Here is a 26,249-nt window from a genome sequence, read left to right on the forward strand (position 1 = left end):
AAGAAAAGCTGACATCGTAAGCGTAGGCTACCACAACCGGCTGCCCGAGAATCGGCGGGATATGCTGTTAGCGCTAATAAGTAAAATGAAGTTGATCATGGATTGAAATAGCCCTACAGCCGTTGTATAGCTATAATCATTCCCTTGTGCCAGCCCTTCACGATAAACAAAGGATGAAATCACATCCGCCGTTTCATACGTATTTGGATTATAAAGCAGAACGACTTTCTCGAAGCCAACCTCCATCAATCCGCCAATGCGAAGAATAAGCAAAATCATAATCGTTGGAATGAGTCCCGGAAGCGTTACACTCCAGATTTGACGAAATCTCCCTGCCCCATCAACGCGAACAGCTTCGTACAACTCCGGATTAATCCCGCTAAGCGCGGCCAAATAAATGATGGATGACCAACCAAGTTCTTGCCAAACAGACGTGCTGACGAAAATGGTACGGAAATTCTCGGCGTTATTCATAAGCGCAGAATCTTGCCCGCCGAAGAACATAATGATGGAGTTTACAATCCCTCCACGGTTCGTGAAGTCAATAATTAACCCTGAAATGACGACAATCGAGATGAAATGCGGCAAATAGGACACCGTCTGCACAATCGATTTAAAAAACTTCTGGCGAAGCTCATTCAAAAGGATCGCAAGAATAATCGGTGCTGGAAAGCCGAATATCAAGTTATAAAAGCTGATCAGAAACGTATTGCGCAGCACGCGGATAAAATAATAGCTTTGAAAGAAATCTTTAAAATGTTGAAAGCCTACCCAATCGCTGCCCCAAATGCCTTTCGCAGGACTAAAATCCTTGAAGGCGATAACGGCGCCATACATCGGGAAATATTTAAAAATGAAGAAGTACAGCACAACCGGCAGGACCATCAGGTAGATCGCGCGATTTTTTCTTATGTCATCTAGTAAAACCCGAATGGAATGGGCCATGTTCTCACTTCCTTACCTGTTTGATAAAAAAGGGGAGGCAAGCTCCCCTCGAACTCTTTAGCGTTTGTTGTAACGATCCGTTGCCGTTTGGTAGATCTCCACAGCACGGTCCATATTCATCTTCTTCACTTGTTCTACCGTTTTATCGTAATCTTCCACTTTTGCGGCACCCATCACAATTTTGGTGATTTGCTCCGTCAACAGCGTGCTCACATCGTTCAAGATTTTCGCAGACTCCTTCGCTTCATCCGTAGACAGAACCACTGGCGGCAGCATCACTTTGTAGGCATTATTCGCATATTTCGCGTATAGTTTTACGGCATCTTTTTGTGCTGGCAATTGATAATACTGATCGTTGTAACGGTCATCATCCAAACCGGAGAAGCCGTAGTTGGCGATAAAATATTTAGCCATCGCTTGACTGATCGGCAGGTTATCAGGATTTTTCAAAATCAGGTCCGTGTACTTCGGTTGACCGTCTACTTTCGTGTACGTTTGACCTTCGATACCGAAGTTTTTGAGCATTGCTCCTTCTTCGCTATACAGATAGTCCAAGGCTTTTACCGTTTCGGCTGCATGCTTATTCGCACTCGTAATGACCGTTCCGATGTTGTCGTATTCCCATGACGCTTGTACAAATTTAGGCTCGTCGCCCTTTTTCAAAACAGGATATTGGACAGCAGAAAGCTTCGCTTTCGGGTCTGTCTTCTGCAGTGCCGGTGTATACGTACCGATGCTTCCGCCGATGAAACCGTAGAAAGCTCCAGCTTTGCCGGAAGTTACTTTGGCATCCATCGTTTTGGAGTCATTGGAAGCGAAGTCCGGATCGATCAGACCTTCCTTGTACCATTTTTGCATCGTCGTCAAATATTGCTTGAACTCTGGCTGAGCAGGTCCGAATTTCACTTTGCCATTATCGACATAGAAACTGCTCGCATTCGCAATCGTCGACATGCCCGTAACACCGTATGCGCCTGCGAAGTCAGCAAATGACATCGGATAGGATTTGTTCAATGTGAAAGGAATAGCACCTTTCTTCTCTTTGAACGCTTTGAGCACTGTTTCCCACTCATCAATCGTTTCCGGCGATTTCAGTCCGAGCTCATCCAGCCAATCCTGACGAATGACCATGCCGCTGAAAGTTTTGTACTGGCCATATTGACCTACCTTCAAGTGAGGCATCGCATAAATATCACCGTTATCCGCCTTGATCTGTTTGGCGATCTGCGGGTTAGCGTCCATAATTTTCTTCAAATTCGGCGCATTCTTTTCAATTAAATCGTTCAGTTTAATAATCGTGCCGTCCTTGAACATTTTGGATGTTCCGCCCTGCACACTGTTCCAATTCCACAACATCGAATCCGGCAGGTTATTAGAAGCAACCATTACACCGTATTGCTGAACATCATCTTGCGGTGTGTTTCCAGAAGAATGTTGGAAGTCAAACGTTACGTTTGTCTTCTTGGCCCACTCTTTCACCATAGGGAGTTCGTTCAAGCTTTTGACGACGGCTTTGGCATTCGGATTCATCGGTGTCCACAATGTTACCTTCACAGGATCTTTAGAAACGGATGCAACTGATGACGCTGGCGCTGTGCTGCTAGCAGCATCTTTTGTAGATCCAGCATTTCCGCAAGCGGTTGCAAGCGATAGTGTAAGAATGGTTGCCGCGATCGGCAGCATTTTAAATTGAAATCTTCTTTTCATGGAAACACTCCCCTTATCTCGTAGTCCGGCGCTACCGCCATGAAGCGGATTAGCCCTGTGAAAGAAGCATATCTCACGCCTGCTGATGTCGTATATCGTCGATTATTCAATCGTATTGTTTTCTTAGGAATAGACGTCGCTTCTTTTTGTATCATCCTCATTTTTTGAGAATACCCTTATTTGCAAAGAAAAAATCGCCCTTTCACCGCTAAGAGAGCCGGTTCGGTGGCGATTTTCCTATTAGTCGCTGATCAGCACTTCAATGCCGAGCGCCTCAATCGTATCGATCCATTCCTTCGAGCAGCCCGGATCGGTAATGAGCATCGAGATATCTTCGAGCTTTGACACTTTGGCGAACGTCGACATTCCGAATTTGGAATGATCTGCTACCAGAATGGCTTCCTCGGCGCGCTGCATCATTTTACGCGAAATGATGGCTTCCGCCAAATGGAAGTCGGTAATGCCGTCTGCGAGTGAGATGCCTCCTACAGAAATAAACGCTTTGTTCACCTTAAATTGATCCAGAAACTGATCCGTTAACGAGCCTGTTGCGGCCTGGCACTCCACGTTCATTTCTCCACCTGCGAAAATAATTCTTCCCCGGAACGTTTCCATGGCCAGATTGAGAATCGGAACAGAATGGGTAATCAAGGTTACATTCGTACGATCCTTCAGGTAAGGCAAAATTTCAATCGTCGTCGTGCCGTTATCCAGCATAATCGTTTCGCCGTCTTGGACCAAAGAGGCAGCCAGCTTGCCGATGCCCGCTTTCTCCGGCTTCATCATTTGCGCCCGCCTAAGAAAAGGTGGTTCGACCAGCTCGATGCGCATTTTGACAGCGCCTCCGTACACTTTGCGAAGCTTGCCTTCCTTCTCTAGCCGATCCAAATCCCGCCGCACCGTTTCCGTCGAAACATTAAGCATCTCGGACAGGTGATGCACCTGCACTTTCCCTTCCATCTCCAAATGGTTCAGGATCGTCATCCTGCGATCTTCGTATGTTAATGACATAATGGCCTCCTAAGAGTTTTCCGTAAGGAAAACTGACATCGTAAGCATCAGCTATTGACCGATGATATCCACATTGTGATGTTTCCTGTTGTTTTCATCCAGTTTATAAGGTGGCGCTTACGATGTCAACGGATCGGCTTATCCTTTAGCCAGCGATGCAATAAGTTGATTGATCTGCTCACGTTTCTTGATAATCCAGTCAGGTTCATGCGGATAATCGCTGAAGGTTAATGGCACTTCAAGATCTTCTTCAATTAAAGCAATCGTTCTCTCGCGACCAATCAAACCTTCCAACATTTCAAGCGCCCTTACATCTTGCAAAGCTTCATAAAATACAACCATTCGAATAGATTCGATGGGTCCCGCTTCTCCTGGATATACAAGAAAGGCATCCCCAGAAGGAAAAGCTCGATCTGCATCCGTTTGGACGAATGGATTCACCATTTTACGCGCATATTGCGAATACCAGAAATTATAACCCCAATGTAAAAACCCTCGAATATCAAATTTATATAACTGGAATCCAATGATCCGATTTCGCTCCGAAGGAAATGCAAAGAATCGATTCGATACTTTTTTGTACTGCGCGCAGCAATAGTAAGTCCACAGATTATCCACGCCGCGGCTAATAAAGGCATCAATATGATTGTTGGCAACCACTGGCGTGTTCACAAGGCCATGCCCGTAAAATTCATAGTCCGAAAGCGCATCGAACGTAGGATAGCCTTGAAGGAACTGGCTCAACCGGTTACTTGCTGCCCGATAGGATTCCAAATTATCCAAGGTCGGTTCGTCCGAAACGTGGAAAAATACGCGATCCTGAATGCCCTGCTTTTTAATAAACCGATCCAATTCAGGTAAAAGCGCCTCTAGGAACTGACTGTATTCTTCCCCTGTTGCGTCAGTTTCCCAACCAAATATTCGTTTCAGCTGCCCCTTTTCCGTAGCCATGATTTTAGGCGCAAACTGTGCCCCCCATTGCGTAAATAAATGAGAAAACTCAAAATATTGAACCCCGCAGCGGTCTCCAAGCGCTATCCATCTCTCCAGTAAGCGAAAATCAAATCGGTATCCATTCTCATCACGCTCTACTTCTACCAACTGCACAGTCGTGCGCTCACCGCCAACTTCTGTATCCAATGGAGGGGTGAATAATGGCGTTAAAATCATATTGATCCCTTGCTTGACCGCCGTTTGAACATATTGCTCAATCAGTGTCCAATGCTCTTCGCTGAAGACATTCACATTGTAATGATTCGCTAAACAATCCGTATGGAACCATTCGGTTCGAATCAACTTTTGCTTGGGCAAAGAACCGCTTAGTACTTGTAAATCGATACGTTCTGAGCCCATCCGATTGCCATCAGCAGACAGCAAAATCACATCAATTGGATACACACCCTCTAAATGTTGATTCTTGAGCTCAACCGTTATCCATAAAGAGCTCCAGCTCCCAGGTAAAGCGACCTCACCATGGACATCCAATGGCATCAACGGATCCGGATACAGTCCAGGTTGATCACTGATTACATCATCATCATGATCGCCATAACATGCTAATTCACTTGGCACTAATCCTACTTTTCGCACCGTTATGTAGTCGGAAAGAGGTGATTCGATTGTGACTCGTATCCCTTTGACAAGCTGCTCCGATCGATAGGCTACCTGAAAAGAGAAAATCTCATTGCTGAATGTTGTTGCTCGTTCAAGAAAATAACGGGAATCCAGTTCACGATGAGCGATTACTTTAGCCAAAGAATTCAAACACCGCAAATCAATCTTTTTATCAGACATGATGTAGTCTCCTCTTACTTACATTTAATAGGTTGTTTGATTATAAAGATACGGTTGTTACTCCGTACCGTATATCGGCATTTCTTGCTTAATCGCTCTTTTTTGCGAAAAAAACCTCCCCACGAGCACTACATTCGAAAACGGTTTCATTCTTGCTTTCAATCTTTTCATCAAAAAATTTCTTCATTGACAGCCGTGCAAACCAGCGATACAATAGCCAACAAACAACATTATATCACAAAGAAACAACATGAATACTACAAAAATACAACTTATAGGGGGACATTTATCGTGCAGCATCCGCTTGCCTTTCGCGAAGATCGAACTTTTACCATCGTCCAGTTCACCGATTTACATTGGGAAAATGGTGGAGATGAGGATCAGCAAACACGTCGTCTAATGGAAGATGTCCTAGACGCTGAGCGTCCTGACCTTGTCGTATTTACGGGTGACGTCATTTATACAGGGTACGGAGCTTCCGGTGAGCCTGTTTGCGAACATCCGCATCAAGCATTTCGCGATGCCGTTCACACGGCTGAATCTCGCGGTATTCCATGGGCCGTTGTGTTCGGCAACCACGATACAGAAACTACCATCACTAGAGATGAGCTCATGCATACCGTGCTGGAGCATTCCCATACCGTTGCGCAGCGAGGACCAGAAGGAATGAACGGCGTCGGCAACTATACGTTATCTATTTTGGGTTCCGATGGTCAGACCGCTGCCGCTTTGTACTTCTTCGATTCCGGGGATCGCTCTGCGCTGCCGCATATCCAAGGCTATGATTGGATTCGCAGCAATCAGGTCGACTGGTACAGGGAGGAATCCCGTAGGCTCCAATCGAGCATGGGGGCGCAAGATTACCCTGCCCTGGCTTTCTTCCATATCCCGCTTCCGGAATATAAACAAGTCTGGGACAATGAGACCTGCTATGGCAACAAGTTTGAACATGTCTGCTGCCCTCCTGTCAATTCGGGCTTGTTTACGGCTATGGTCGAAATGGGCGATGTCATCGGAACCTTCTGCGGCCACGACCACGTCAACGATTATTGGGGTGAGCTTCACGGCGTACGTCTCTGCTACGGAAGAGCAACGGGCTACAATACCTATGGCAAAGACGGCTTCCCCCGCGGTGCCCGGATCATTCGACTCCGCGAAGGCGAGCGTTCTTTCGAATCCTGGCTGCGGCTGGCTGACGGTACGGTAATCATGGATCAACCCGAACACATCCCCAACGTCTAACTTCTCTCAAGGTTTGGAGATGATCTCTTGTTTATTGTTTCAATTTTACTAGTCGTAGCTTCAGGTCTTACGCACGCAGTCTGGAGCTTATTCACCAAAAGAAGCCAGAATAAAAGCGTCTTTCTATGGTCCATCATGATGGTGACCACAATCGGGCTTCTTCCTTATTTAATCAGAGAACTATGGCTTAACCCTTTATCTCTAAAAGCCTACGGATTCTTACTTTTATCTGCTTGTTTGCAAAGTGTCTACTCCCTGTTGCTGGCACGTACCTACAATATGGGCGACCTGTCCCAGGTGTATCCGATTATGCGAGGCACCAGCACGCTCTTCATTCCCATCGGCAGTGTCTTGTTCCTTCGTGAATCCTTATCCATATACGGTTGGATAGGCCTGCTCTGCATGGTCTTCGGTTTCATTTGGCTTAGCGGTATTTTCACCCGTAAACAAGGATCGCCCGGAACTGTTAAGCCGTTCCTTATGGCCCTTTGTGTCGGCCTATGTACGACATGTTACATTTTTGTTGATCGCTTCAACCTTCAGCATGTCTCAGCTATCGCTTTATTGGAGGTTACGAATATCGGGTTCATGGCTGCACTGACGCCGATTGTCCTCGCTTCTAAACAACTTCGGATCGAGTGGAAACTGAACGCCAAGATCATTTTACTGGGAGCGATCCTCAACCCCGGATCTTATTTGTTATTTTTATTCGCCATGAAATATGCCCCCGTCGCCCATATCTCACCCATTCGTGAGATTGGCACGGTATTCGCAACAATTCTGGGCATTGTTGTGCTCAAAGAAAAGCAAGGCCAACTAAGAATTATTTGCTCCATTCTCATCTTGATCGGCATTCTGATCATTAGCTTTTTTGGCTAAACAGGGGGTACTCCCCTTGCTTGATGCCGCTTTTTTTGTTAAGATACAGAACGAACGTTCAGTATTATTAATGCATTCAATTCAATAAGTCGTTTTTAATAATCAGTTGAATCGGAGTCGAATCATATGAACAAAAAGCAGCTGCAAAGTGAGCAGACCAAAAAACGTGTTGCCGACGCCGCAAGAGCCCTATTTGTTCAAAAAGGGTACAAAGCCACTTCCATTGAAGATATTGTGGAGGCAACCGCGAGCAGCAAGGGGAACATTTACTATCATTTTAAGAGCAAGGAAGGCTTGTTTCTCTATTTGCTTGATGAATGGGAGAGAGAATGGGAACATAAATGGAGCCTAAAAGAGGCGCTCTACCCAACAACAACAGATAAACTATACGGACTTGCAGAGCAGCTTGTTCGCGAAGACCTTAACCATCCTCTTACCAAAGCAGCTGATGAATTTTTCAGCAATCAGGAAAATGCCACCGAAGTCGAAGAACGAATTACGGCGATGATCGCTGGACATCTTACGTTCAACCAAAAGTTGTTCCAACAAGGAATTGATAACGATGAATTTAAACAAAATGATGTGGAAAGATTGGCTATTATTCTAGAAAGCTTGATTATTGGGCTTAGTCAGATGTCTCGAAGAACCAATTTGGAGGATGCGCTAGCTTTGTATAAAACAGCAATGAAGGTTTTTCTGCACGGGATTGCACGGGAACCGAGATAGGTTTCCTCGGACTTTTACAAAACGAACGTTCAGTATTATTTATTTTAAACCCATCACAAAACTTTGGAGGGCTTTCGAATGCCTTTATTACTAAGAAACAGGGGAGCTGTCCTGCTCCTCATATTTAATATATTTCTCGTCTTTACAGGCGTCGGTCTTGTCGTTCCCATTATGCCCACCTATATGACGGAGCTTCATATAAGCGGAAGTCTGATGGGATTGCTGGTTGCCTCTTTCTCACTCACTCAACTTATCTTTTCACCTTTAGCCGGCAGGTTATCCGATTCTCTTGGTCGGAAAAGGATTATTGTGGCTGGCATGATTCTATTCGCCCTCTCAGAGTGGCTCTTCGGAGCAGCCAGCACTCCTCTTCTTATGTTCGTTTCTAGAATGCTTGGAGGAATCGGCGCCGCGCTCATTATGCCTGCTGTGATGGCCTATGCAGCAGATGTTACCTCTGTCGAAGAGAGAGCTCAAGGTATGGGATTCATTAATGCGGCGATCACAACAGGGTTTATAATTGGTCCCGGTATAGGAGGGTTTCTAGCTGAATACGGGATTCGTGTCCCCTTCTATTCGGCTGCGGTGGCCGGCGCTATTGCTGCTGTCCTTACATTTCTTGTTCTACCTGAATCAAGAACAGCAGAGAAACTCACAAACTCCACGCCTGTCCTAATGAAGAAACAAAGTCTTATTACACAGTTGGCGCATTCCTACCGAGAGCCTTACTTCTTGAGCTTGATCATTGTGTTTGTTATGTCCTTCGGTCTGTCGAATTATGAACAGATATTCGGACTTTTCGTCGATCATAAATTCGGCTTCACACCGAAAGACATCGCGATTATCATCACGTTCGGATCCATAGCTGGCGCTGTCGTGCAAGTAACCATTTTCGGATGGATATTGAATCGGTTTGGAGAGAAGCGAGTCATCTCCTTCTGTTTGATCATTGCAGGTCTGTTCGTATTGTTAACGCTTTTCGTGAACAGCTACTTTTTGATTATCACGGTTACTTTCATCGTGTTTTTATCCATTGATATTTTACGACCGGCAATCGGCACTCAGATGTCCAAAATGGCACATGAGCAGCAAGGGTATGTGGCAGGCCTGAACTCGGCTTTCACAAGTCTCGGGAATATCGCGGGACCTGTTGTCGCAGGCTTTCTGTTCGATATGAACATTAATTATCCCTACGCAGCCGCAGCCTTCGTTCTCATTCTATGCTTCGTCTTATCGTTACAGGCCAGAAGAGACATGCAAGCTGAATATGTGAATTAGCATTGAAATCACCAAGCATGATTTTACAGAAAAGTTCTTATAACAGGATATACATGTATTGACTTTATTCCTTATCCAGCATATCATGATGTCAGTGAGCACTGACATTGTTATGGAAGAGGGATCATATGGACAGCAGCAAGCTTGGAAGCAGCGATAGACTTCTCTTGGCGGCGCTCAATTTGATCGCGGCTAAAGGCTACAATGGAGTAACTACTCTTGAAATTGCCACGGAAGCAGGTCTTAGTGAGAAAACATTGTTTCGCCAATTCGGCAGTAAACAGAAGCTCCTCGAAGCCGCATTTGACCGCTATCATTATGCCGAAGAGATGAAGAAGCTGTTTAGTGAAAAGCTCGTGTGGGATCTAGAGAAGGATCTGCTTCTGGTTAGTAAAACCTATCATGAGATTATGAACCGTAATCGCAAATTGATCCAGATCAGTCTCAAAGAAGAGGGTCAACTGCCCGGCTTCCGCGAGCGTACACATAAGCATCCTCTGCAGTTGCTGGAAATCTTAACGAATTATTTCATCACAATGTCTGAAAAGGGCAAAATGATTCCCACGAATCCGGAGATGCACGCCTTCTCCTTTATGATGATGAATTTCGGGGCATACATGAACGATCTCGATAGTCATAAAAACTACTCAACCATTTCATTGGAGCCATTTATTCAAGAGAGCGTAAAGATTTTTGCTAGGGCCTTACAACCCTAGTTTTTTTACAGACCAAATGTCAGTCAGTACTGACAGTCAAATTTTAAAAAAAGGATGTGGTCACGTTTGACTACCCAAATCCAAGAACCACAGCAAACCAGCGACAAATTAATGCGTATTTTGATGTTCACCCTGACTATATCCATGATGAGCGGCATCATGTTCAACATCGTTTTGCCTAAGATTAGTGAAGACTTCTCTCTCACGATTGCCCAGGTCAGCTGGCTCTCATCTGCCTACATTCTGATCTACGCGATTGGTGCAGTCACCTACGGAAAGCTGTCAGACCGCTATAAGCTGAAAAATTTGGTAACCTTCGGACTCCTATTATTTACGGCCGGGTCCCTCATCGGGCTAACCTCACAAACATTCGGAATGGCGCTAGTCGGCAGATGTCTGCAAGCATCCGGAAGCTGCCGTTATTCCCGCGATTGCGATGATCATCCCCTTGCGTTATTTCGCTCCGGAACGCAGAGGTGCAGCACTTGGCATGACTGCGGTAGGTTTGGCTTTTGGTAATGCACTTGGGCCTGTTGTCGCGGCTTTAATCGTTAGCACATTACACTGGCGCTGGTTATTTGCAGTACCCTTGCTAGTTTTGGCGACACTCCCTTTTTACCGTAAGTATTTAGGAAATGAAAAGCCGGGGACAACAGGGAAATTTGATTGGATTGGAGGTAGTCTGTTAGCCATCACAATCGCTTTATTATTGCTGAGTGTTACGAAGGGAATCTGGCTTTTGTTAGGTGGCTTACTCGCTTTAGGGTTATTCATTGCTCGAATTTGCACCGCTGGGGAGCCCTTTATTGCGCCAAAACTCTTTCGAAATAAAAAGTATACACTCGGACTGACCATTTCATTCCTCATCAATGGTACTTGCTGCTCACTTTATGTACTCAGCCCTCTGCTATTAGCAGACATTCAGAAGCTTCCATCCCTTTGGATTGGCTTCGCGATGGTCCCTGCAGCCGTGGCTTCGGCCGTATTTGGACGTAAAGGCGGTAGACTCGCGGATCTAAAAGGCAACTCATTCGTCGTATATGTGGCTTCAAGCCTACTGCTGGCTTGTTTTCTTTTGCTCTCCACTTTTACCGGAGGTTCTCCCCTGCTCATTGCTGTCTTTCTGATTCTCGGCAACGTCGGGCAATCTTTCATCGTCATTGCGATATCCAATTCGGTTTCAAGAACCTTGCCTAAGGAACAAGTTGGCGTTGGGATGGGCATGCTCGTGATGGTCAACTTCATTTCGCAAGGGATCGCTATCGGCGTATACAGTAAAATCGTTGATCTTGGATCCCGCGGTGTTCCAAACTGGAACCCCTTTTACAGCTATTCTTCTGGCTTTATTTTCAGTAATATCTGCTTCGTTATTGCCGCATTGCAACTGGTTATTTTAGCGATTTACTATTTCTCTTTTGGTAGAAAGAAGGAGAAAAAAGTGGTCTTGAAGGAGTCTGAGGCAGCTGCTTTATCGAATAGTTATAATTAAACGAAGAAATCAAAGAGGCCTATGCGCAGTTGCATGGGCTATTTAATTTCATTTTTAAAATATGCGATTTCGAGCGGTTGAGGCTACCAATGGCAGCGATATGTGAGCTTCTTCAGGACTCCCAAATTTCGTGGGAACAGCACCCTAATGATGATATAGTGAATAACAGCGCTCTTTTTCCGCAGCAACACGGCTTGTTCGGAAAAGCACTAATTATCCATTGCCAAAATCCCGATAGTATGGGTATAGCTGGTCAAATGGCGCTGAAAAACAATGTATGCATTTTTATGGAGCGTGAAATACATGAAGATTATGTTGGTGGATGACGAAGCGCTGGTGCTAAATCAAATTCGACGAATGCTATCGGGATATTCCGGGATTTCGGTCGTAGGCTCGTTTCAGAATGCGCGGGAGGCTATTGCGCGAATGCCGGAACTTCAGCCGGACGTCATATTTTTCGATATTCACTTGCCGGAGCTGTCGGGCATCGATGCAGTGGAGTTGGCACAGGAGGCTTGCCCGGGAATCGATATTGTGTTTGTAACGGCATATAACGAATATGCTATCCAAGCGTTCGAACTGAATGCGGTCGATTATTTGCTTAAGCCGCTGCATCAAGCTCGTTTGGATCATACGATAAAGCGACTGATGCAAAGAAGATTGCATAAACAAGAAGACATCCGGTCAACGGCGCCTTCCCGCGTTCTCTGTTTTCGGTCTCTCCGTTTTCAGAACAGCAGCGGGTCTTCGGAAATTCCGAAATGGCGAACAACAAAAACGCAGGAGCTGTTTGCTTATCTGCTGCACCATCGCGGCAATATTGTCCTCAAGGAAACGCTTCTGGAGCTGCTATGGCCGGAACTTGACGTGAAACAAGCGACGAGTCAACTGTACACATCGATTTATCACATCAGACAGTGCTTGAAGCAAATGGGCATCGATATCCCCATCCGCAATCTGACTATTCAGGAAGGCTACGTGCTGGACACAAGCCGCATTCGGATTGACGTGGATGAATGGGAGAACGGTTTGCGGCAGGCGAGCGGAGGGAATTTGGCCGACAGTCACTCCGAGCTGCTGCGGCTGCTTGAACTTTATGAAGGGGACTATTTTCAGGAGCACGGTTATGGGTGGGCGGAGACCGAACGCGAAAGACTACGGAAGCTATGGTATAAGCACGCCAGTTCGATAGCCCGATTCTATGAGAAAGCCGGAGTGCTGGAGGAAGCGCTCGCAATGTACGAACGGATTCAGGATGCGGATCCGTATAACGAAGACAACGGACTTGCGCTGATGAAGCTTTATACGGCAAGCGGACGGCGCAAAGAAGCGGAGAGGCACTTCCGTAAGCTGAATCATCTGTTTTCAAAAGAGCTGCAGATCGGCTTGACCGACAAGCTAGTAGACTGGTTCGAATTAATCGAGAAATAAATTGCCAATGACGCAATGAGGTGACGAAGGAGGACATCGAAGCAGAAACTTGGTAACTATCCATACCGCTGCGCGGCGCCCCTAACAATGCTTCGCTATTGTCGTATCGAGCCATATTCAAAGTAGCGCTTGAGGTGCACACTTGGCTCGGAGGAGGGAAGCAATCACATCGTTCGCCTCCTCCAAGCCAACTGCCTGCAAACGCTAAACTTGACACTCCTCACGCTTCACTTCGGGACGACAAAAGAAACGGTAGTACCTTGCTCCGGATAACTCTGAATTTGCAATCCATTCCCATACATTTGTTTCAGCCGCCGATCGATATTGAGCAGACCGACTCCCTGCCTGCTGCCCGAACGTGTGCGCAATAGTCCTTGCACCGTTTCTTCATCCATTCCAACGCCGTTATCGGTAATGGTTGCTTCTGAGCGGTCTTCATATTCGGTGATTTGAATAAGTATCTTTCCTCCCGACGAACGCCTCGTTATACCATGCCGTACTGCGTTTTCTACGAGAGGTTGGATAGAAAGCGGAGGAATCTTCAGCCTCATGCCTACATCAATTTCCCAAACAATATCCAAATTGCCGTTGAAACGTTCATTCTCAATATACAAATATGAACGGACGAGAGCAAGCTCCTGTTCAAGCGGAACAAGCTGCTCGGAATTTTGAAAGTTGAAGCTGGATCGCAAATAATTTCCGAACTCGTCAAGCAGAAGGCGCATTCTGTTCAGATTGATGTCGCTGAGCGCCGCTATCGCATTGAGCGCGTTGAATAAAAAATGCGGCTGTATTTGCGCTTGCAGCCATGCTGCTTCCATACGCAGCCGTTCGCGCATCGAACGGTGCACATCGGTTAATGCCCTCACCCGAGCTATCAACTCCATCGTATCCGCTGGTTTTACAACGTAATCGTTGGCGCCTGCCAAAAATCCTGCGGCAATATCTTCAGACTTGTTGCGTGCGGTCAGAAGCAGAATGGGCAGTTCCGAGCTCGAATAGCGCTCGCGGATCGCGTGCGTTAACTCATATCCCGACATGTGAGGCATCATGACGTCGGTAATAACCAGATCCCACACTCTCGAATGTAGTTGAGACAACGCTTCTTTGCCGCTCGTAACCGCAACGATATCGAAGCTTTTCGCAGTTAAAATGTCCTCCAATACTTTCAGGTTAAACGGATCATCGTCCACAGCCAATACGATCGGTCTATCCGTAGATCTGGAACTTGGCGTCTCCGTATCTTTACCGTATTGAATGTTCGAGCCGGCAGCGCCTGTTTCCATATAAGCGGGCAATAGAATCGACGCAGCTTCCATTTCCGGTTGAACGAAAAGCGAATCGGACAGCGCCAATGAAAACGTGAATACTGTGCCTTCGCCGGGGGCAGAGATGACCTCTAACGCTTCGCCATGCAGCTCTACGAGCTGCTTGCAAATGCCAAGCCCGAGTCCGATGCCGCCGCCTGGAGCCGCCGTCATGCCGGTGTCGCCTTGCTCGTAGGGCTTAAAGATTCTTTGCAGCGTTTCCGCGTCCATGCCTGCGCCTGTATCCGCAACGCTAATGTACGCTTTCCCGCCCTTAACGACTGCCCGGATGGTGATTGTCCCTTCATTAGTAAATTTGACCGCATTGTGAACAAGATTGAACACAATTTGAACGAGCCGGTTTTCGTCGGCCATCACAGGGGGATACTCGTTTGGAATCTCGCTGATGAGACGGATCGGTTTACCTTCGGTCATGAAGCGAACCATGTCGAATACGCCGGAAGTGACCGCTTGCAACTGAACACTTTGCAGATGCAGGCGGACGATACCCTCCTTGAGACGCGTCAAATCGAGCAGGTCATTTAACATAAACGACATGCGCCGGCCGACGATGATCATCAACTCCAAATTTTTGGCGCTCTTATCGCTCAGCGCATGTTTTTCGCTGTCAAGTACCGTTTGCGCCATATTCAGTATCCCGTGCAGCGGATTTCGCAATTCATGCGATGTGTTGGCTAGGAAATCGTCCTTCAATTTGTCTGCCATCCTTAACTGCTCGTTCAGCTTAGCGTTTTCTTCGGAATTGCGGAAGTACTGCTTAAACCAGTAAGCAGAAAAACAGACAATAGCCGCCAGCACGTCAACCGGGTAGTAGACGCTCGTTACTTCCGAGCGAGTATTAAACGCTCCCCAGACAGAGTTGGATAAGATGCTCGTGGCGGCAAGCACCAGAAAAATGGCGCCAGGCTGATTTCTTGCTATCATTTTGCCGACCAGATAGACAATCCAGGCCCATGGGAACCAGCTAATCAGCGTGAATACATTAGCATCGATCGAATAGTAAATGAGCGGTGGCGGCATGACCGCCACAAACCCCCAATATAAAGTGAAAACGCCGACGTACGTACGGAACAATCCAGTGTTTGTTTTGAGCTTGGCAAATATTCCAATCAGTAATAGGAAAAAAAAGGAGAAAGACAAATACGAGAGTACCTTGATTTTCAGCGCCCATGCATAGTTGATGAAAGGCATGCCTACCAGCAGCAGGCTGTCGTTATCGGACACAATCGAAAGACCGGAGACCAGAAGCAGCATGAAGAAGACGAGCAACGATTTTTGCCGATTGAACATGTATAACATCAATGCGTAGAAGCCATGCAACATCAGTATCATGAATGTTACAACCTGAAAGCCAATGGAGCTCCAGCGTTCGGAATCGATGGCCGCATCCGACCCGAAACGGATGTCCCTGACAATGCCGCCTTTAAACGGATCTTCGAAATTGGCAACGCGTACAAGCAGCTCGATCTCACTCACTCCGTTTCCCTTATAGAGCGGGGTATAAGAAATCCGGCGGGGCGTATACGTTTTCGATTGATCAGTCGGTTGGCCGATTCCTGCTATCTGACCGTTGAATTCAACAACTGAAGAGGCTTGAATTTCCTGAATCCAGAATTCGAAAGACTGATGCGGCAAAGGATCGACAAGAATGCGCAGCCGGTATGTCCCGTATCCGAAAGATGACTTTGACCCGGATGGCAAAGCGCTTCGCCAATCTCCCGGAACCTGAATATAACGCTTGCCAAGAGATTCCCGGCCCTTGTCTTCGTGTCTGATGAACGCTTCCGGATAAAACTCCCACTCGCCATTCAGCGTAATGGAATTGGATTTCACGAAGTCCCAGCCACGCAGATCGAGCACGCCTTGAACCGCACTAGGATGTTCAGGCGTAGTAAAAATTCCTGAACCAAAGCCACCGGATTCCAAGAAGTATGGAGAGAAACAGGATGAACGATGCAACATATTTCAGAGCGGTTTTGTTTTTTATCCGTATCATAAAGAGTCACTCCCAACGTTTTGCCGAGCAACTCCACCATCTGATGGCAAATGCTGGAGTTCATATTTTCGACAAGAAAAGCGTGAATTCCTTCTGCCGCAATCGGATAACAAAGTCTAGAATGTAAAGAAAGCCCGCCATATGAAAACATTGGCGGGCTTTCTTGTTTTGTGCTTACTTAATCAATGGCGCTTTGTTACGGTACCCAAATTTCCATACCGTTTGATTTTTTGTATTGATGGGCATTGGTTGCTTCCATGATGTCATAGTATGCCCAGTAGCCGCTTGAAAGGTCTTTGAAAACTTTGATGTTAGTGGACGCATCGACGGCTTTCTTGTCAGCCTGACGATTGAGCATTCTGTTTGCAATCGTAGCAGTCTCTGCGCGACTGATGGTTTTATCCGGTTCAAAAGCACCGTCCTGATAGCCATTTACCCATCCGTATTCCGCTGAAGTTGCTATGCTGGCATAGGCCCAATGGGTGTTCGATACATCTGTAAAGCTCTTATTGCCTGCAGCTTTATTCGAAAAGCTTACTGCAATGATTGTAAACTCTGCGCGAGTGATGGCTCTATTAGGTGCGAAGGAGCCATCTTTATAGTCGTTAATAATACCGAGGCTAGCTAAGGTGTTCACAGCTTTTGCATACCATGCCTTTTCAGGTACATCAGCAAAGTGCTTTCCTGAAGTATTTACATCCTGATTTCTAAGAAGATTATAGAACATCTGAGCGACTTCAGCACGGGTTACTGAGGCATCCGACCTAAAGGTTCCATCCTCATACCCGCTTAAATATGCAAAATGTTCCATTGTATTGAGCAACTTGGATACTCCCGTATCGGCAGCCGGTGCTGGTGTCTTATCTAAAGCTTTGAACGTAGCGTTAATCTTAACTGAACCACTCGGTTGGACATACGTATAAGTACCATTGCCATTGTCCGTATAGTTGATTAGATTACCTTTATCATCAGTAATCGTTAACTTGTCCAGTGTATATCCGGCATCAGGTGCAACAGTAATAGTCACTTTTGTACCTGATGTAGCGGTACTATTGTCTACAGTAACTTTTCCGCCTGTCACGTTATCAATCGTGACGGTGGAGCTGATGAAACCTCCGCCTCCACTTCCGCCATCCGTTGATGGCAGTGAAGGTCCTGTACCCGGCAAGTTATCCGCAAATATCATTTGGTTGGAGTAAACCAAAGCATAAGTCGAAAACTTGGTTGAGGAGAACGTTACGGTTGTTCCATTGACAGAGGCTGGTATGAATTCCGCAACGCCATTGTGAACTCTTACAATAGCGAAATACTTATAACCCAGCAGGCTTGTTGGAATGGGCAGTGTAATACTAATCGGCTCCGGCACTACAGGCACAAGCTGTGAAGCGCCTGGAGTGATTACTGCACCGCTGCTGTTTAGTACATCTACTTTTTTGGTAATGTTAATATCATACATAAAGCCAATGATAGCCGCACTTGAGGCAACGCGGGTTTCAATTAAGCTTTTGTCGGCTGATACTCCTGGAGTTGTGCTAGTAGACACATCCGTTGCATTCAGATTAAGAGTGACATTCAAGGATTGACCGTTCAGTACTTGAGCAATTTCTGCAGGCGTAAGCAGCATACCCTTTTGATTATCCAATTGATTTCTTGTGGCAGCAGGGTTTGCAACACCGCTTACGACACTGCTAATCTTTAATGAAGCCTGGAGCAACTTTAATATCGCATTGGATACATTCTCAACCGTTGTCCTGCTTATTTGCAACTGTTCTTCCGGTGTGAGCACAGTAAATTCATCATGTGCTGCTTTTAATGCCTCTAGAGTATTCGTATTGATAGCAGCTGCCATATCGCTGGCTACCTGTGATACAGCAGCAGAAGGATGCACAGTAATGGTTCCTTTTGCATCGCTTGTAACGCTCATTCCCACAGGCGTCCCAGGATTTGTCGTAAATGGTCCAAATGTGACGTTGCCTTGGTCATCTACGGTAGCAGTAGCCGTAAATGTTGCGTTAAGTGCTGCGTTGTCAGGGTTCGTAATCGTAATACTTGCCGGATACACCCCTACAGGTACACCGTTGACAGCATATTTTCCAGTATATTGACTTACGCTGCCTTTAACGCCAGCCACAGTGATTGTTGCATGTGTAGGATAGGTTGTATCTTCATACATCATTCCGCCAGACAGGTTTGCGGTATTATAAGGAAGTACATCCGTTCCGCTTGTCGGCATCGGCGAAATCTCACCTGCTGCCGGTATTGGCCGGGCTAAGACTTGATAAGTTTTCGCAGCATCAACAGGTTGGAAGGTTAATGTGCTTCCATTTCCGATTATCCAAACAGGTTCAGTAGTCAGATTACCGTGTACATCAACGTATTTGCCTGTACTCTTATCTACAAGGGCGTACTGGACTGTAGGTGAAGTATTGTTAATTTGAATCAGGTCGCTGCCGGCGGTGCTTGATGGCATTCTCAAGATGTTGCTTGCGTCCACTGGCGCAACTGGCGTTAAGACTGGTGTACCGCTCACGCCCGATACAGGAGGATTGCCGCCAGCATCGGCAGGAATCGCTACAATTTGATAATGGGTATTAGGATCAAGGTTATCAAAAGTTACATCTGAACCGGTGCCTGTTTTCCAACCACTTACCACATTGCCATTCTCATCGGCTACAGCATATTTAGCCAAAGTTGAGGATGGATTTACGGTAATGGATGTTTTACCGGCATTTGCAGGGTCGTGTCCTGTTGTAAGGTTATTGCCTACTGTTGGCAATGTAATACTTTGTGTCTCAGAAGCCGTACTTGGAGTTACTGTACTTGCATCGAATGTCGATGTAGCAGCTACTTTGTATTTTCCACCCGGCAATAAAGGCAGAAATACAATCGGGCTTCCGTTGCTTGGATACCAACCGTTTACGCCAGCAGTAATTTCGTTGCCACTTTGGTCAAATGCTCTGAGTCCTGTAACTGGGCTCCCGTTTGCATGTGTAACAGTCATAACCGTATTTACATCACGAGGGGTTGCCATTATTGTGCTGGAGCCGTTATAAACGGAAGCTGTTACACTCTTATAAACGGCTGCTGTTACACTATCGATCCCACCGCCCGAAAAACCTGGAACATCTTTGGTGGCCGTGATGTTGGTAATGACTCCGGGATTATACTCAACAATAACTCCTGGATCTTTAAATGTACCGCTACCGTGTACATCAGTTACGCCTAAGTAACCTACTTTAGTATTATTGGTGTCTAGCAGAAGTGTAATATGGGTGATGGGTCCATTAGGCACATTATAATTCGAGGTCTCAAGATTTGTATGCTGACCGATGTTCGATACATAATGTGTCAGACTATCATTATTAGAAGTGCTCCAACTAGGTGATGTAGTTTTAGTAGCGCCAATAAAGCTTATAAAGTTCCACTGGGTTCCTGAAATTGTCATAAAGGAACTCTTAAATTCTTTAAACATACTGGCAATCGCCAACATTTCTCCAGCACCAGCATCGCCTGCTGCTGGCTCTACGAGATGTCCATTATTGTTCGTTGCAGTAGTCACAGCATCATAAAAAGTCATGGTAGTCTGTCTTGCCACATATGCAAAATAGCGTCCATTGTAGGTACGCACAGATGTTTTTCCATTGGACAATGGCGCCCCTGGCGTTACATTGACTGTGACACTTTGGGTTTGCCCTGCAGCTTGTGTAAATGTCATATTTCGAATCGCAGCTCGAATGTCTTCATAAGTAGCAGCGCCTGAAAAATTGAACACTCTATTTGTAGATGTAGATTGGTCAGTAACAATGCCGCTAATGGTTATGCCATTAGTCAACTCGGTAATACTGTTTGGAACAGTCCCAACTGCAGTTGAGCCATTATTTACAGCTACTTTAAAGTATCCGCCGTCTGTATCAACGACACCCGTACTTCCAAATGCAGCATTTGCCAGCTGATAGTTTGTTGCGGATGATCTAACCGGAGTACCGAGATCAAGTGTTGGTGTTACCGCTGCTCCTACTTCTAACGGATGAAAAGGCATCATCGTTAATACCATAACGATTGCCATTAGAACAGATAACATTCTTTGATTTTTTAATTTCATCTTTTGTTCACTCCTACCCTGCTCTCGCTTGAGTTATTTTGCTTCTTACGTCGGTAATCCGGTACGGATGTTGTACCTGCATCAGTAAACGATCGTTCTTATTCTCGTCCCACTCCTGTCCAATATCTCGATAAAATCCATGTCCATTCGACATCTGTGATCATAACAAAAGGAACTATACAAAATCTCTACAAGTTCCGACTGCCTTTGCGGCAGGTTGCGTACCTTCCATGGTTTAAACGATAGGCTGTTTGGAAAATAGAGGCGTACGATTGCGTGAAAATAACCCACACCGTCATCTACGTATATATTTCGATTGTGAAATACATGAAGCTCATGTTGGTGGATGACGAATCGCTGGCGCTATACCAACTTCAGCGAATGCTATCGGGATATTCCGGGCGTGTTCGGCTCGTTTCGGAATGCGGAGAGGCTATTGAGCGAATGCCGAAGCTTCAGCCGGACATCATATTTTTCGATATTCACTTGCCGGAACAATCGGGAATCGATGCGGTTAAGTTGGCGCAGGAGGCTTGTCCGGGAGTCGATATTGTATTTGTAACGGCAAATCACGAATGCCGTCAACGTGGTTGCGAGCGGGGGGGTTGAATTCGACGTTGCTGAACAAGCTGGAGGAATTGGAGAAGCAGCAGCTCGACCTTGAACAGAAGATGCTGGAGGGCCGTTCGCAAAAAGAAAAAGCAGCCATCACAGAGGAATCTCTGCGACAACTGCTTTCCCGCTCGGAGCCCAGTACAGAAATTATTCAAGATCGCGTTCCGTCAGACTGAAAGCGGATGTGAAGTATATCGTCCAGCGAAATCCATTCCATTCCTTCTGTATGGCTTATTTTGACACTTCGGAGTTGCTGATTAATCATAATCGCCAGCCACGTCAGTTCATGATTGCCCATCCCATCGAAATACCGAATATGAATAAAACGCTGATTCAATAGCGATTCTTTAATGATGTTTGCAAATTCAAGGTCGTTTGTCATGATCAAATACACACACTCTCTCCAACGAAGTTAAGTAAAATAGGATTCGAAGAAACACAAGAAAAGGACTGCCCCTTAGCGCTGCCCCATTATAGAAATATGGAACCAAAGCTCCATAATTCCCATATATCGACAAAATCCAAGAGGCCCATGCGCAGTTGCATGAGCCTTTTGGATTACATTGACAAATTCTGGGTATGTCAATATGCTAGAACACTAAGGAACCCATCGTCATATATTCTCACTTGATGTTGCCAGATGAATGAATCCTTATTCTCGGTTGAATTGATGTTGTAAAAAGTGCAACAATTTCTGCCTAAATCCCGCCAATCTCCTTCGATGTTGCATAGCGTACAACAATTTAGCCCCATTCAGACCATTTCGCGACAAATGGGTTAGAAATGTTGTACAAACTGCAACTTCAACCTGCAAAATAGCCTTTTGGCGTGTAAATTGTTGTAGATTTTACAACATTGGTAGCCACTATAGCCGATCTATCTTTACGAGGCTGCTGAACGACTCTAAAATCGAATTTTGGAGTCATGCCTACCAGATGAGGAATTAATCGACGTTCTCGTATGACTAACATAAGGGAGAATCTATGACTAATTTGATCAGAATCTTCGGTTCCATTTGTCTTTTTCTATTGATTGGATGTTCAAATGATCAAATAATTTCCAAGAACATTGAACGATCTGATCTTGATACAAGTCTACAAACATGGGTGCAAACTAAATCAAAAGAAAATGGGATTTACTTAAGAAAAATGAATGAAAATAAGGGTCGAGATGAGAAAATACATTACCTCATTTACTCCAAAAAGGCCTTAGCTACGACTATAGAACAATTAAACTAAATCTGAAAGATGGAACTTTATCTATACTTTTGAAAGATAAAATGGCCTCAGACGAGCAGTATGTTAAACCTGAGCCCCTATTCAAAATTACGTTAGATACCCAGCCTGAAAAAATTGAAATGTATTTAAATGAGAAATTAGCTGACTATCAAATGGAGCAGCACTAAATTAAGCAACAAACAAAAGGGCGGTCTTAAGAAACATGAGGAAAATCCTATTAACCATTTTCTTTATATTGACATATTTTCTGTTGTTCACCGGTTTTAAGTGGACATATACTTTCTTTTTCGACGGTAGGATATCGCCATTTATTAATGTATTGCTGCTGTTTTGTATAGTAGCTTTATTTCTGCCATCTCTTTTAATCACTAAATTTGTAGCTAAGTATATAAAATGATTCGTTCCCTCCCGGATTCCAACTTTATTTTGTTAAAAGCACGCGATGAACGCCCAGGCTACCTCCTGGTGCCGTTCCTATATATAAATATCCGTTATGTTTTATAGCCGTAGTTACGCCGTACAGTGTGCCTTCTGGATCGTGCCAGCTTCCGATAAGCTCTCCCTGCGGGCTGAGCTCCACAGCAAGACCATGCTTCACCGGTGCGCTTGCACCGTTTAGCAGCGACTGCGGTATTTTGGCCATGGTACTGGCCAACCAAGGGTTGCTATGCATCTGATCTACAAAGGAAAGGCGAGTCGTGAAGATACCGACCCAGAAATGACCTTGCTCATCACGCGTAATGTTGTCTGGAAAGCCTGCGAGATTGTCCACAAAAATATCAGATGTCCCTTTCTTTGGACCCTTGAGCCAGTATCTGGTCAACTGATAATGATACGATTCCGCCACAAGCACAAAATCTTCATCCGCAGACAAGGCAACCCCGTTTGCAAAATAAAGCCCTTCTAACAGGACAGTCGTCTGCTTGGTCTTTGGATCATACTTCAGCAAACGTCCATGCGGCTTGTTCTCGGCAATTTCTTTGAAGGTCACGCTGCCATAGTTCGAGGTATCGGAGAAATAAATTGCGCCGTCCTTGGCAATATCAAGTTCGTTAGCTAAATAGATTGGCTTGCCGTCCACTTGATCGGCCAAGACCTCTATGCTCCCGGATGGGTTTATAGATAGCAGTCCCTTCTTGACATCAGTAACGATCAAATTGCCATTGGCATCGAATATAAGCCCATTAGGCGTTCCTTTGGTGTCTGCAAACACTTGGGCCTTTTGTGGATTGCCCTCTGCATCGAAAGGAACCTTGTAAATTTTCCCGTCAGAATCTCCTGTGTATAGCTGGCCTTCCTTATCGAAGGTAATGAATTCCGGGGATTTAGGGGCATCAGTAACAAGCTGAGCAGAGCTGAGTTTGTTGTTCTGTTTCCAAGGGCCCGCTTCCTCAAAAGAGGGGGCCGTCGGCGCGGACCATTTTGCCGGTTCGATCGGTGAAGGAATAAGCAAGAAAACGATCACTCCGAGAACGAGCAACGTAAGTAGTGATAACAAAAATCTGCGTACTATTTTACGCGGTGAGCCTTTCGGACGATTCACGCCTTCAGTAGATTTAACGGAGCGAACTTGTGTATTTGGCATTAGAGTGCCTCCTGTGTCTTTTATGTGAGATTTAAATTTGGACTACGATTTTACCGAAATATTGCTTTCCTTCAGCCAAGAGCGCGAATGCTTCTCCAATTCGATCCAGAGGGAATACACGGTCGATGACGGGATGTAATCGATGATGGTCAATCGCTCGATTCATCTTTTCAAAGTGATCCCGATTGCCGACTTGGCTGCCGCGAACAGTCGCGGCTTTCTGCAAGATGCCCGTGACATCATATTCCGGAATGGTCAAGCCCGATAAGAACCCGACCATACTCAAGGTCCCTCCAATGCGAAGCGCATTTATGGATTTAGTCATCGTTGCCGCTCCTCCAACATCCAGAACATGATCGACGCCGCCAGTCAGCTCTAACACTGCTTTATCCCAATCGGGAACTTCCGAATAGTTGATCGTTTGCCATGCACCGAGAGCTTTTGCTCGTTCCAGCTTGTCGTTGCTGCTCGATGTGATGATCGCTCGCGCTCCGGCCATAAGAGAAAATTGAAGCCCGAAGATGGAAACACCGCCTGTTCCTTGCAGCAGCACGGTATCACCCGCTTGCAATCCACCGTATTCGATTAGCATGCTCCATGCGGTTAATGCCGCGATCGGTAAGGTGGCAGCCTCCTCCCAAGTGAGGTGATCGGGAATATGGACGATTCCGTCTTCATGTAGAACGACATACTCGGCCGCAACTCCGTTCAACGGACCACCCAGACTGTCTCTTAACACTTCTGCTCTTGGACTGCCGGCAATGAATCGCTGTTGCAAATTACCTGCAACTCGATTTCCGACCTGAAACCTCGTTACTCCTTGGCCAACGGCTACAATTTCTCCCGCTCCGTCTGATAATGGAATGAAGGGGAATTTGATTTCAATCGGCATTAATCCGCTGAGGATCACTAGATCCCGATAATTGAGAGAAGCTGCCTTCATGCGGATCAGCACCTCATGGGGGCCTGGCGTTGGTATGTCGAGTTCCGTTAAGTTTAATTCCTCAAAGCCGAAGCCGTTTGTCAGTTGTATAGCTTTCATCGAATTGTCCTCCCTGCAAGATCAGATTGATTACCTGTATTCTTATTATTATTATTATTGCCGGATCCTCCGCGTGGACGAAGCATGCCTCCAACAAGTCGAAGACCTTGCTTTCGAGTTATGAATCGCGATAACTGCGCCCCGATATAATTCTGCACACCCGGAACGACGTATATTTTCCCTTCCTTCAACGCACGAAGTGCAACCTCTACGACTCTTTCCGGCGTATCTTTCTTTCCGACAGAGGCTTCTTCCGTTCCTACAACATTAAAGAAACTGGTGTCCGTCGAACCGGGACAAAGTGCGAAGAATTTCACGCCGCGGTCGCGATTTTCCCACCATAATGCTTGTGTAAACGACAAGACAAAAGCTTTCGTCGCCCCATATACTGCCATAAAGGGAAGCGGTTGAAATCCGGCAGTTGAAGCCACATTAATAACTGCTCCTGAGTTTTTGCGCAACATGTTTGGCAAGAACAAGTGCGTCATATCTACAACAGCAGCGACATTGAGCATAACTTCTTCATGTTGACGCTCACCTGACACTTGCTCGAACAAACCATGTGTAGCAAAGCCTGCATTATTGATTAGCAGTTCGATATCCACATTCAAAAGTTCACATTGCCGATATAACTCGCTGGGTGCGCCCTCTTTCGCAAGATCCATAGCGATAACCTCGGCTTTGATGCCATATATCTTCATTAGCTCTGATGCCAAGCTCTCAAGCTTGCCCTTCGATCGAGCCACGAGTACCAAGTGGCTGCCTTGTTTGGCTAGTTGTCTCGCGAATTGCTCTCCAATACCAGAAGAAGCTCCAGTGACGAGCGCCCATTTTCCTTGAATTTTCATAGTGCTACTCTCCTTTTAGATACTATGTTATAATAATGAAACACTGTTACCATATGGTTAAAGGAATCCTCAATTCCCAAAAAATTAAGAGTCATCGCATATTCGGTAACAGTGTTTCTGATTGATTTCATTGTAACCACACTTTTTAAGATTGTCAATACGATCTTGGAACATCCCATATCTCATTGACAACTACCCATCAACTGTATAAAATTTTTGATAAGAAATTAAGAAACTTTGTTTCCTGACGAAAACATGATAACCGAAGGAAGATGAT

General features: G+C 45.7%; 19 protein-coding genes and 1 pseudogene. 10 read left to right on the plus strand and 10 right to left on the minus strand.

Annotated features, from left to right (window positions below; translation table 11 throughout):
* Positions 1–27 precede the first annotated feature (27 nt).
* The 4 genes from ACBP55_RS34625 to ACBP55_RS34640 all read right to left on the minus strand — a co-directional run bounded on the left by ACBP55_RS34625 (position 28) and on the right by ACBP55_RS34640 (position 5,457).
* Positions 28–945 (minus strand): ABC transporter permease, encoded by a 918-nt coding sequence (locus tag ACBP55_RS34625; RefSeq protein ID WP_464648192.1) that lies wholly within the window; start codon positions 943–945, stop codon positions 28–30.
* A gap of 57 nt (positions 946–1,002) precedes the next feature.
* Complete coding sequence (locus ACBP55_RS34630) at positions 1,003–2,652, minus strand: type 2 periplasmic-binding domain-containing protein (RefSeq protein WP_464648193.1); 1,650 nt, start codon at positions 2,650–2,652, stop codon at positions 1,003–1,005.
* A gap of 240 nt (positions 2,653–2,892) precedes the next feature.
* Complete coding sequence (locus tag ACBP55_RS34635) at positions 2,893–3,663, minus strand: DeoR/GlpR family DNA-binding transcription regulator (RefSeq protein ID WP_464648194.1); 771 nt, start codon at positions 3,661–3,663, stop codon at positions 2,893–2,895.
* Between the two features lie 138 nt (positions 3,664–3,801).
* On the minus strand, positions 3,802–5,457 hold the full coding sequence (locus tag ACBP55_RS34640; protein ID WP_464648195.1) for a DUF4091 domain-containing protein: 1,656 nt from the start codon (positions 5,455–5,457) through the stop codon (positions 3,802–3,804).
* 291 nt (positions 5,458–5,748) lie between these two features.
* Here ACBP55_RS34640 and ACBP55_RS34645 point away from each other — a divergent pair, with 291 nt between their 5' ends.
* The 8 genes and pseudogenes from ACBP55_RS34645 (at position 5,749) to ACBP55_RS34680 (ending at position 13,218) form a co-directional block, all read left to right on the plus strand.
* Positions 5,749–6,699 (plus strand): metallophosphoesterase family protein, encoded by a 951-nt coding sequence (locus ACBP55_RS34645; protein ID WP_464648196.1) that lies wholly within the window; start codon positions 5,749–5,751, stop codon positions 6,697–6,699.
* A gap of 27 nt (positions 6,700–6,726) precedes the next feature.
* Complete coding sequence (locus ACBP55_RS34650; RefSeq protein WP_464648197.1) at positions 6,727–7,578, plus strand: DMT family transporter; 852 nt, start codon at positions 6,727–6,729, stop codon at positions 7,576–7,578.
* Positions 7,579–7,704: 126 nt separating this feature from the next.
* Positions 7,705–8,304 carry a TetR/AcrR family transcriptional regulator gene (locus tag ACBP55_RS34655; RefSeq protein WP_464648198.1) on the plus strand — a complete coding sequence of 200 codons (600 nt, stop codon included), beginning with the start codon at positions 7,705–7,707 and terminating at the stop codon, positions 8,302–8,304.
* A 78-nt stretch (positions 8,305–8,382) separates the two neighbouring features.
* Entirely contained in the window at positions 8,383–9,582 is a 1,200-nt protein-coding gene (locus ACBP55_RS34660; RefSeq protein ID WP_464648199.1) for an MFS transporter, read from the plus strand.
* A gap of 128 nt (positions 9,583–9,710) precedes the next feature.
* Entirely contained in the window at positions 9,711–10,298 is a 588-nt protein-coding gene (locus ACBP55_RS34665; protein ID WP_029195490.1) for a TetR/AcrR family transcriptional regulator, read from the plus strand.
* A gap of 54 nt (positions 10,299–10,352) precedes the next feature.
* Positions 10,353–11,787, plus strand: a pseudogene (locus tag ACBP55_RS34670) (MFS transporter).
* An 89-nt stretch (positions 11,788–11,876) separates the two neighbouring features.
* Complete coding sequence (locus ACBP55_RS34675; protein WP_464648200.1) at positions 11,877–12,113, plus strand: hypothetical protein; 237 nt, start codon at positions 11,877–11,879, stop codon at positions 12,111–12,113.
* Positions 12,091–13,218 (plus strand): response regulator, encoded by a 1,128-nt coding sequence (locus tag ACBP55_RS34680; RefSeq protein WP_464648201.1) that lies wholly within the window; start codon positions 12,091–12,093, stop codon positions 13,216–13,218. The genes ACBP55_RS34675 and ACBP55_RS34680 overlap by 23 nt, the downstream gene beginning before the upstream one ends.
* Positions 13,219–13,445: 227 nt before the next feature.
* On the opposite strand, the gene ACBP55_RS34685 is transcribed toward ACBP55_RS34680, so the two are convergent.
* Both ACBP55_RS34685 and ACBP55_RS34690 read right to left on the minus strand, forming a co-directional pair.
* Entirely contained in the window at positions 13,446–16,406 is a 2,961-nt protein-coding gene (locus tag ACBP55_RS34685) for a hybrid sensor histidine kinase/response regulator (RefSeq protein ID WP_464648202.1), read from the minus strand.
* A 332-nt stretch (positions 16,407–16,738) separates the two neighbouring features.
* Positions 16,739–20,644, minus strand: a complete 3,906-nt coding sequence (locus ACBP55_RS34690; RefSeq protein WP_464648203.1) for an S-layer homology domain-containing protein — start codon at positions 20,642–20,644, stop codon at positions 16,739–16,741.
* 276 nt (positions 20,645–20,920) lie between these two features.
* Here ACBP55_RS34690 and ACBP55_RS34695 point away from each other — a divergent pair, with 276 nt between their 5' ends.
* Together ACBP55_RS34695 and ACBP55_RS34700 are read left to right on the plus strand one after the other, a co-directional pair.
* A complete protein-coding gene (locus ACBP55_RS34695) occupies positions 20,921–21,253 on the plus strand; it encodes a LytR/AlgR family response regulator transcription factor (RefSeq protein WP_464648204.1) in 333 nt (110 codons plus the stop codon).
* Positions 21,254–21,261: 8 nt separating this feature from the next.
* On the plus strand, positions 21,262–21,435 hold the full coding sequence (locus ACBP55_RS34700; RefSeq protein WP_464648205.1) for a hypothetical protein: 174 nt from the start codon (positions 21,262–21,264) through the stop codon (positions 21,433–21,435).
* On the opposite strand, the gene ACBP55_RS34705 is transcribed toward ACBP55_RS34700, so the two are convergent.
* The 4 genes from ACBP55_RS34705 to ACBP55_RS34720 form a co-directional block, all read right to left on the minus strand.
* Positions 21,411–21,653: a YolD-like family protein gene (locus tag ACBP55_RS34705; protein WP_464648206.1), complete on the minus strand. Its 243-nt coding sequence runs from the start codon at positions 21,651–21,653 to the stop codon at positions 21,411–21,413. The two genes, ACBP55_RS34700 and ACBP55_RS34705, sit on opposite strands and share 25 nt — an antisense overlap.
* Before the next feature lie 1,265 nt (positions 21,654–22,918).
* A complete protein-coding gene (locus tag ACBP55_RS34710) occupies positions 22,919–24,082 on the minus strand; it encodes an SMP-30/gluconolactonase/LRE family protein (protein ID WP_464648207.1) in 1,164 nt (387 codons plus the stop codon).
* Between the two features lie 31 nt (positions 24,083–24,113).
* A complete protein-coding gene (locus ACBP55_RS34715) occupies positions 24,114–25,124 on the minus strand; it encodes a zinc-dependent alcohol dehydrogenase family protein (protein ID WP_464648208.1) in 1,011 nt (336 codons plus the stop codon).
* Positions 25,121–25,972, minus strand: a complete 852-nt coding sequence (locus tag ACBP55_RS34720) for an SDR family NAD(P)-dependent oxidoreductase (protein ID WP_464648209.1) — start codon at positions 25,970–25,972, stop codon at positions 25,121–25,123. Before ACBP55_RS34720 ends, ACBP55_RS34715 begins: the two co-directional genes overlap by 4 nt.
* Between the last annotated feature and the right edge of the window lie 277 nt (positions 25,973–26,249).

The sequence above is a fragment of the Paenibacillus sp. WG02 genome, from assembly GCF_055396115.1.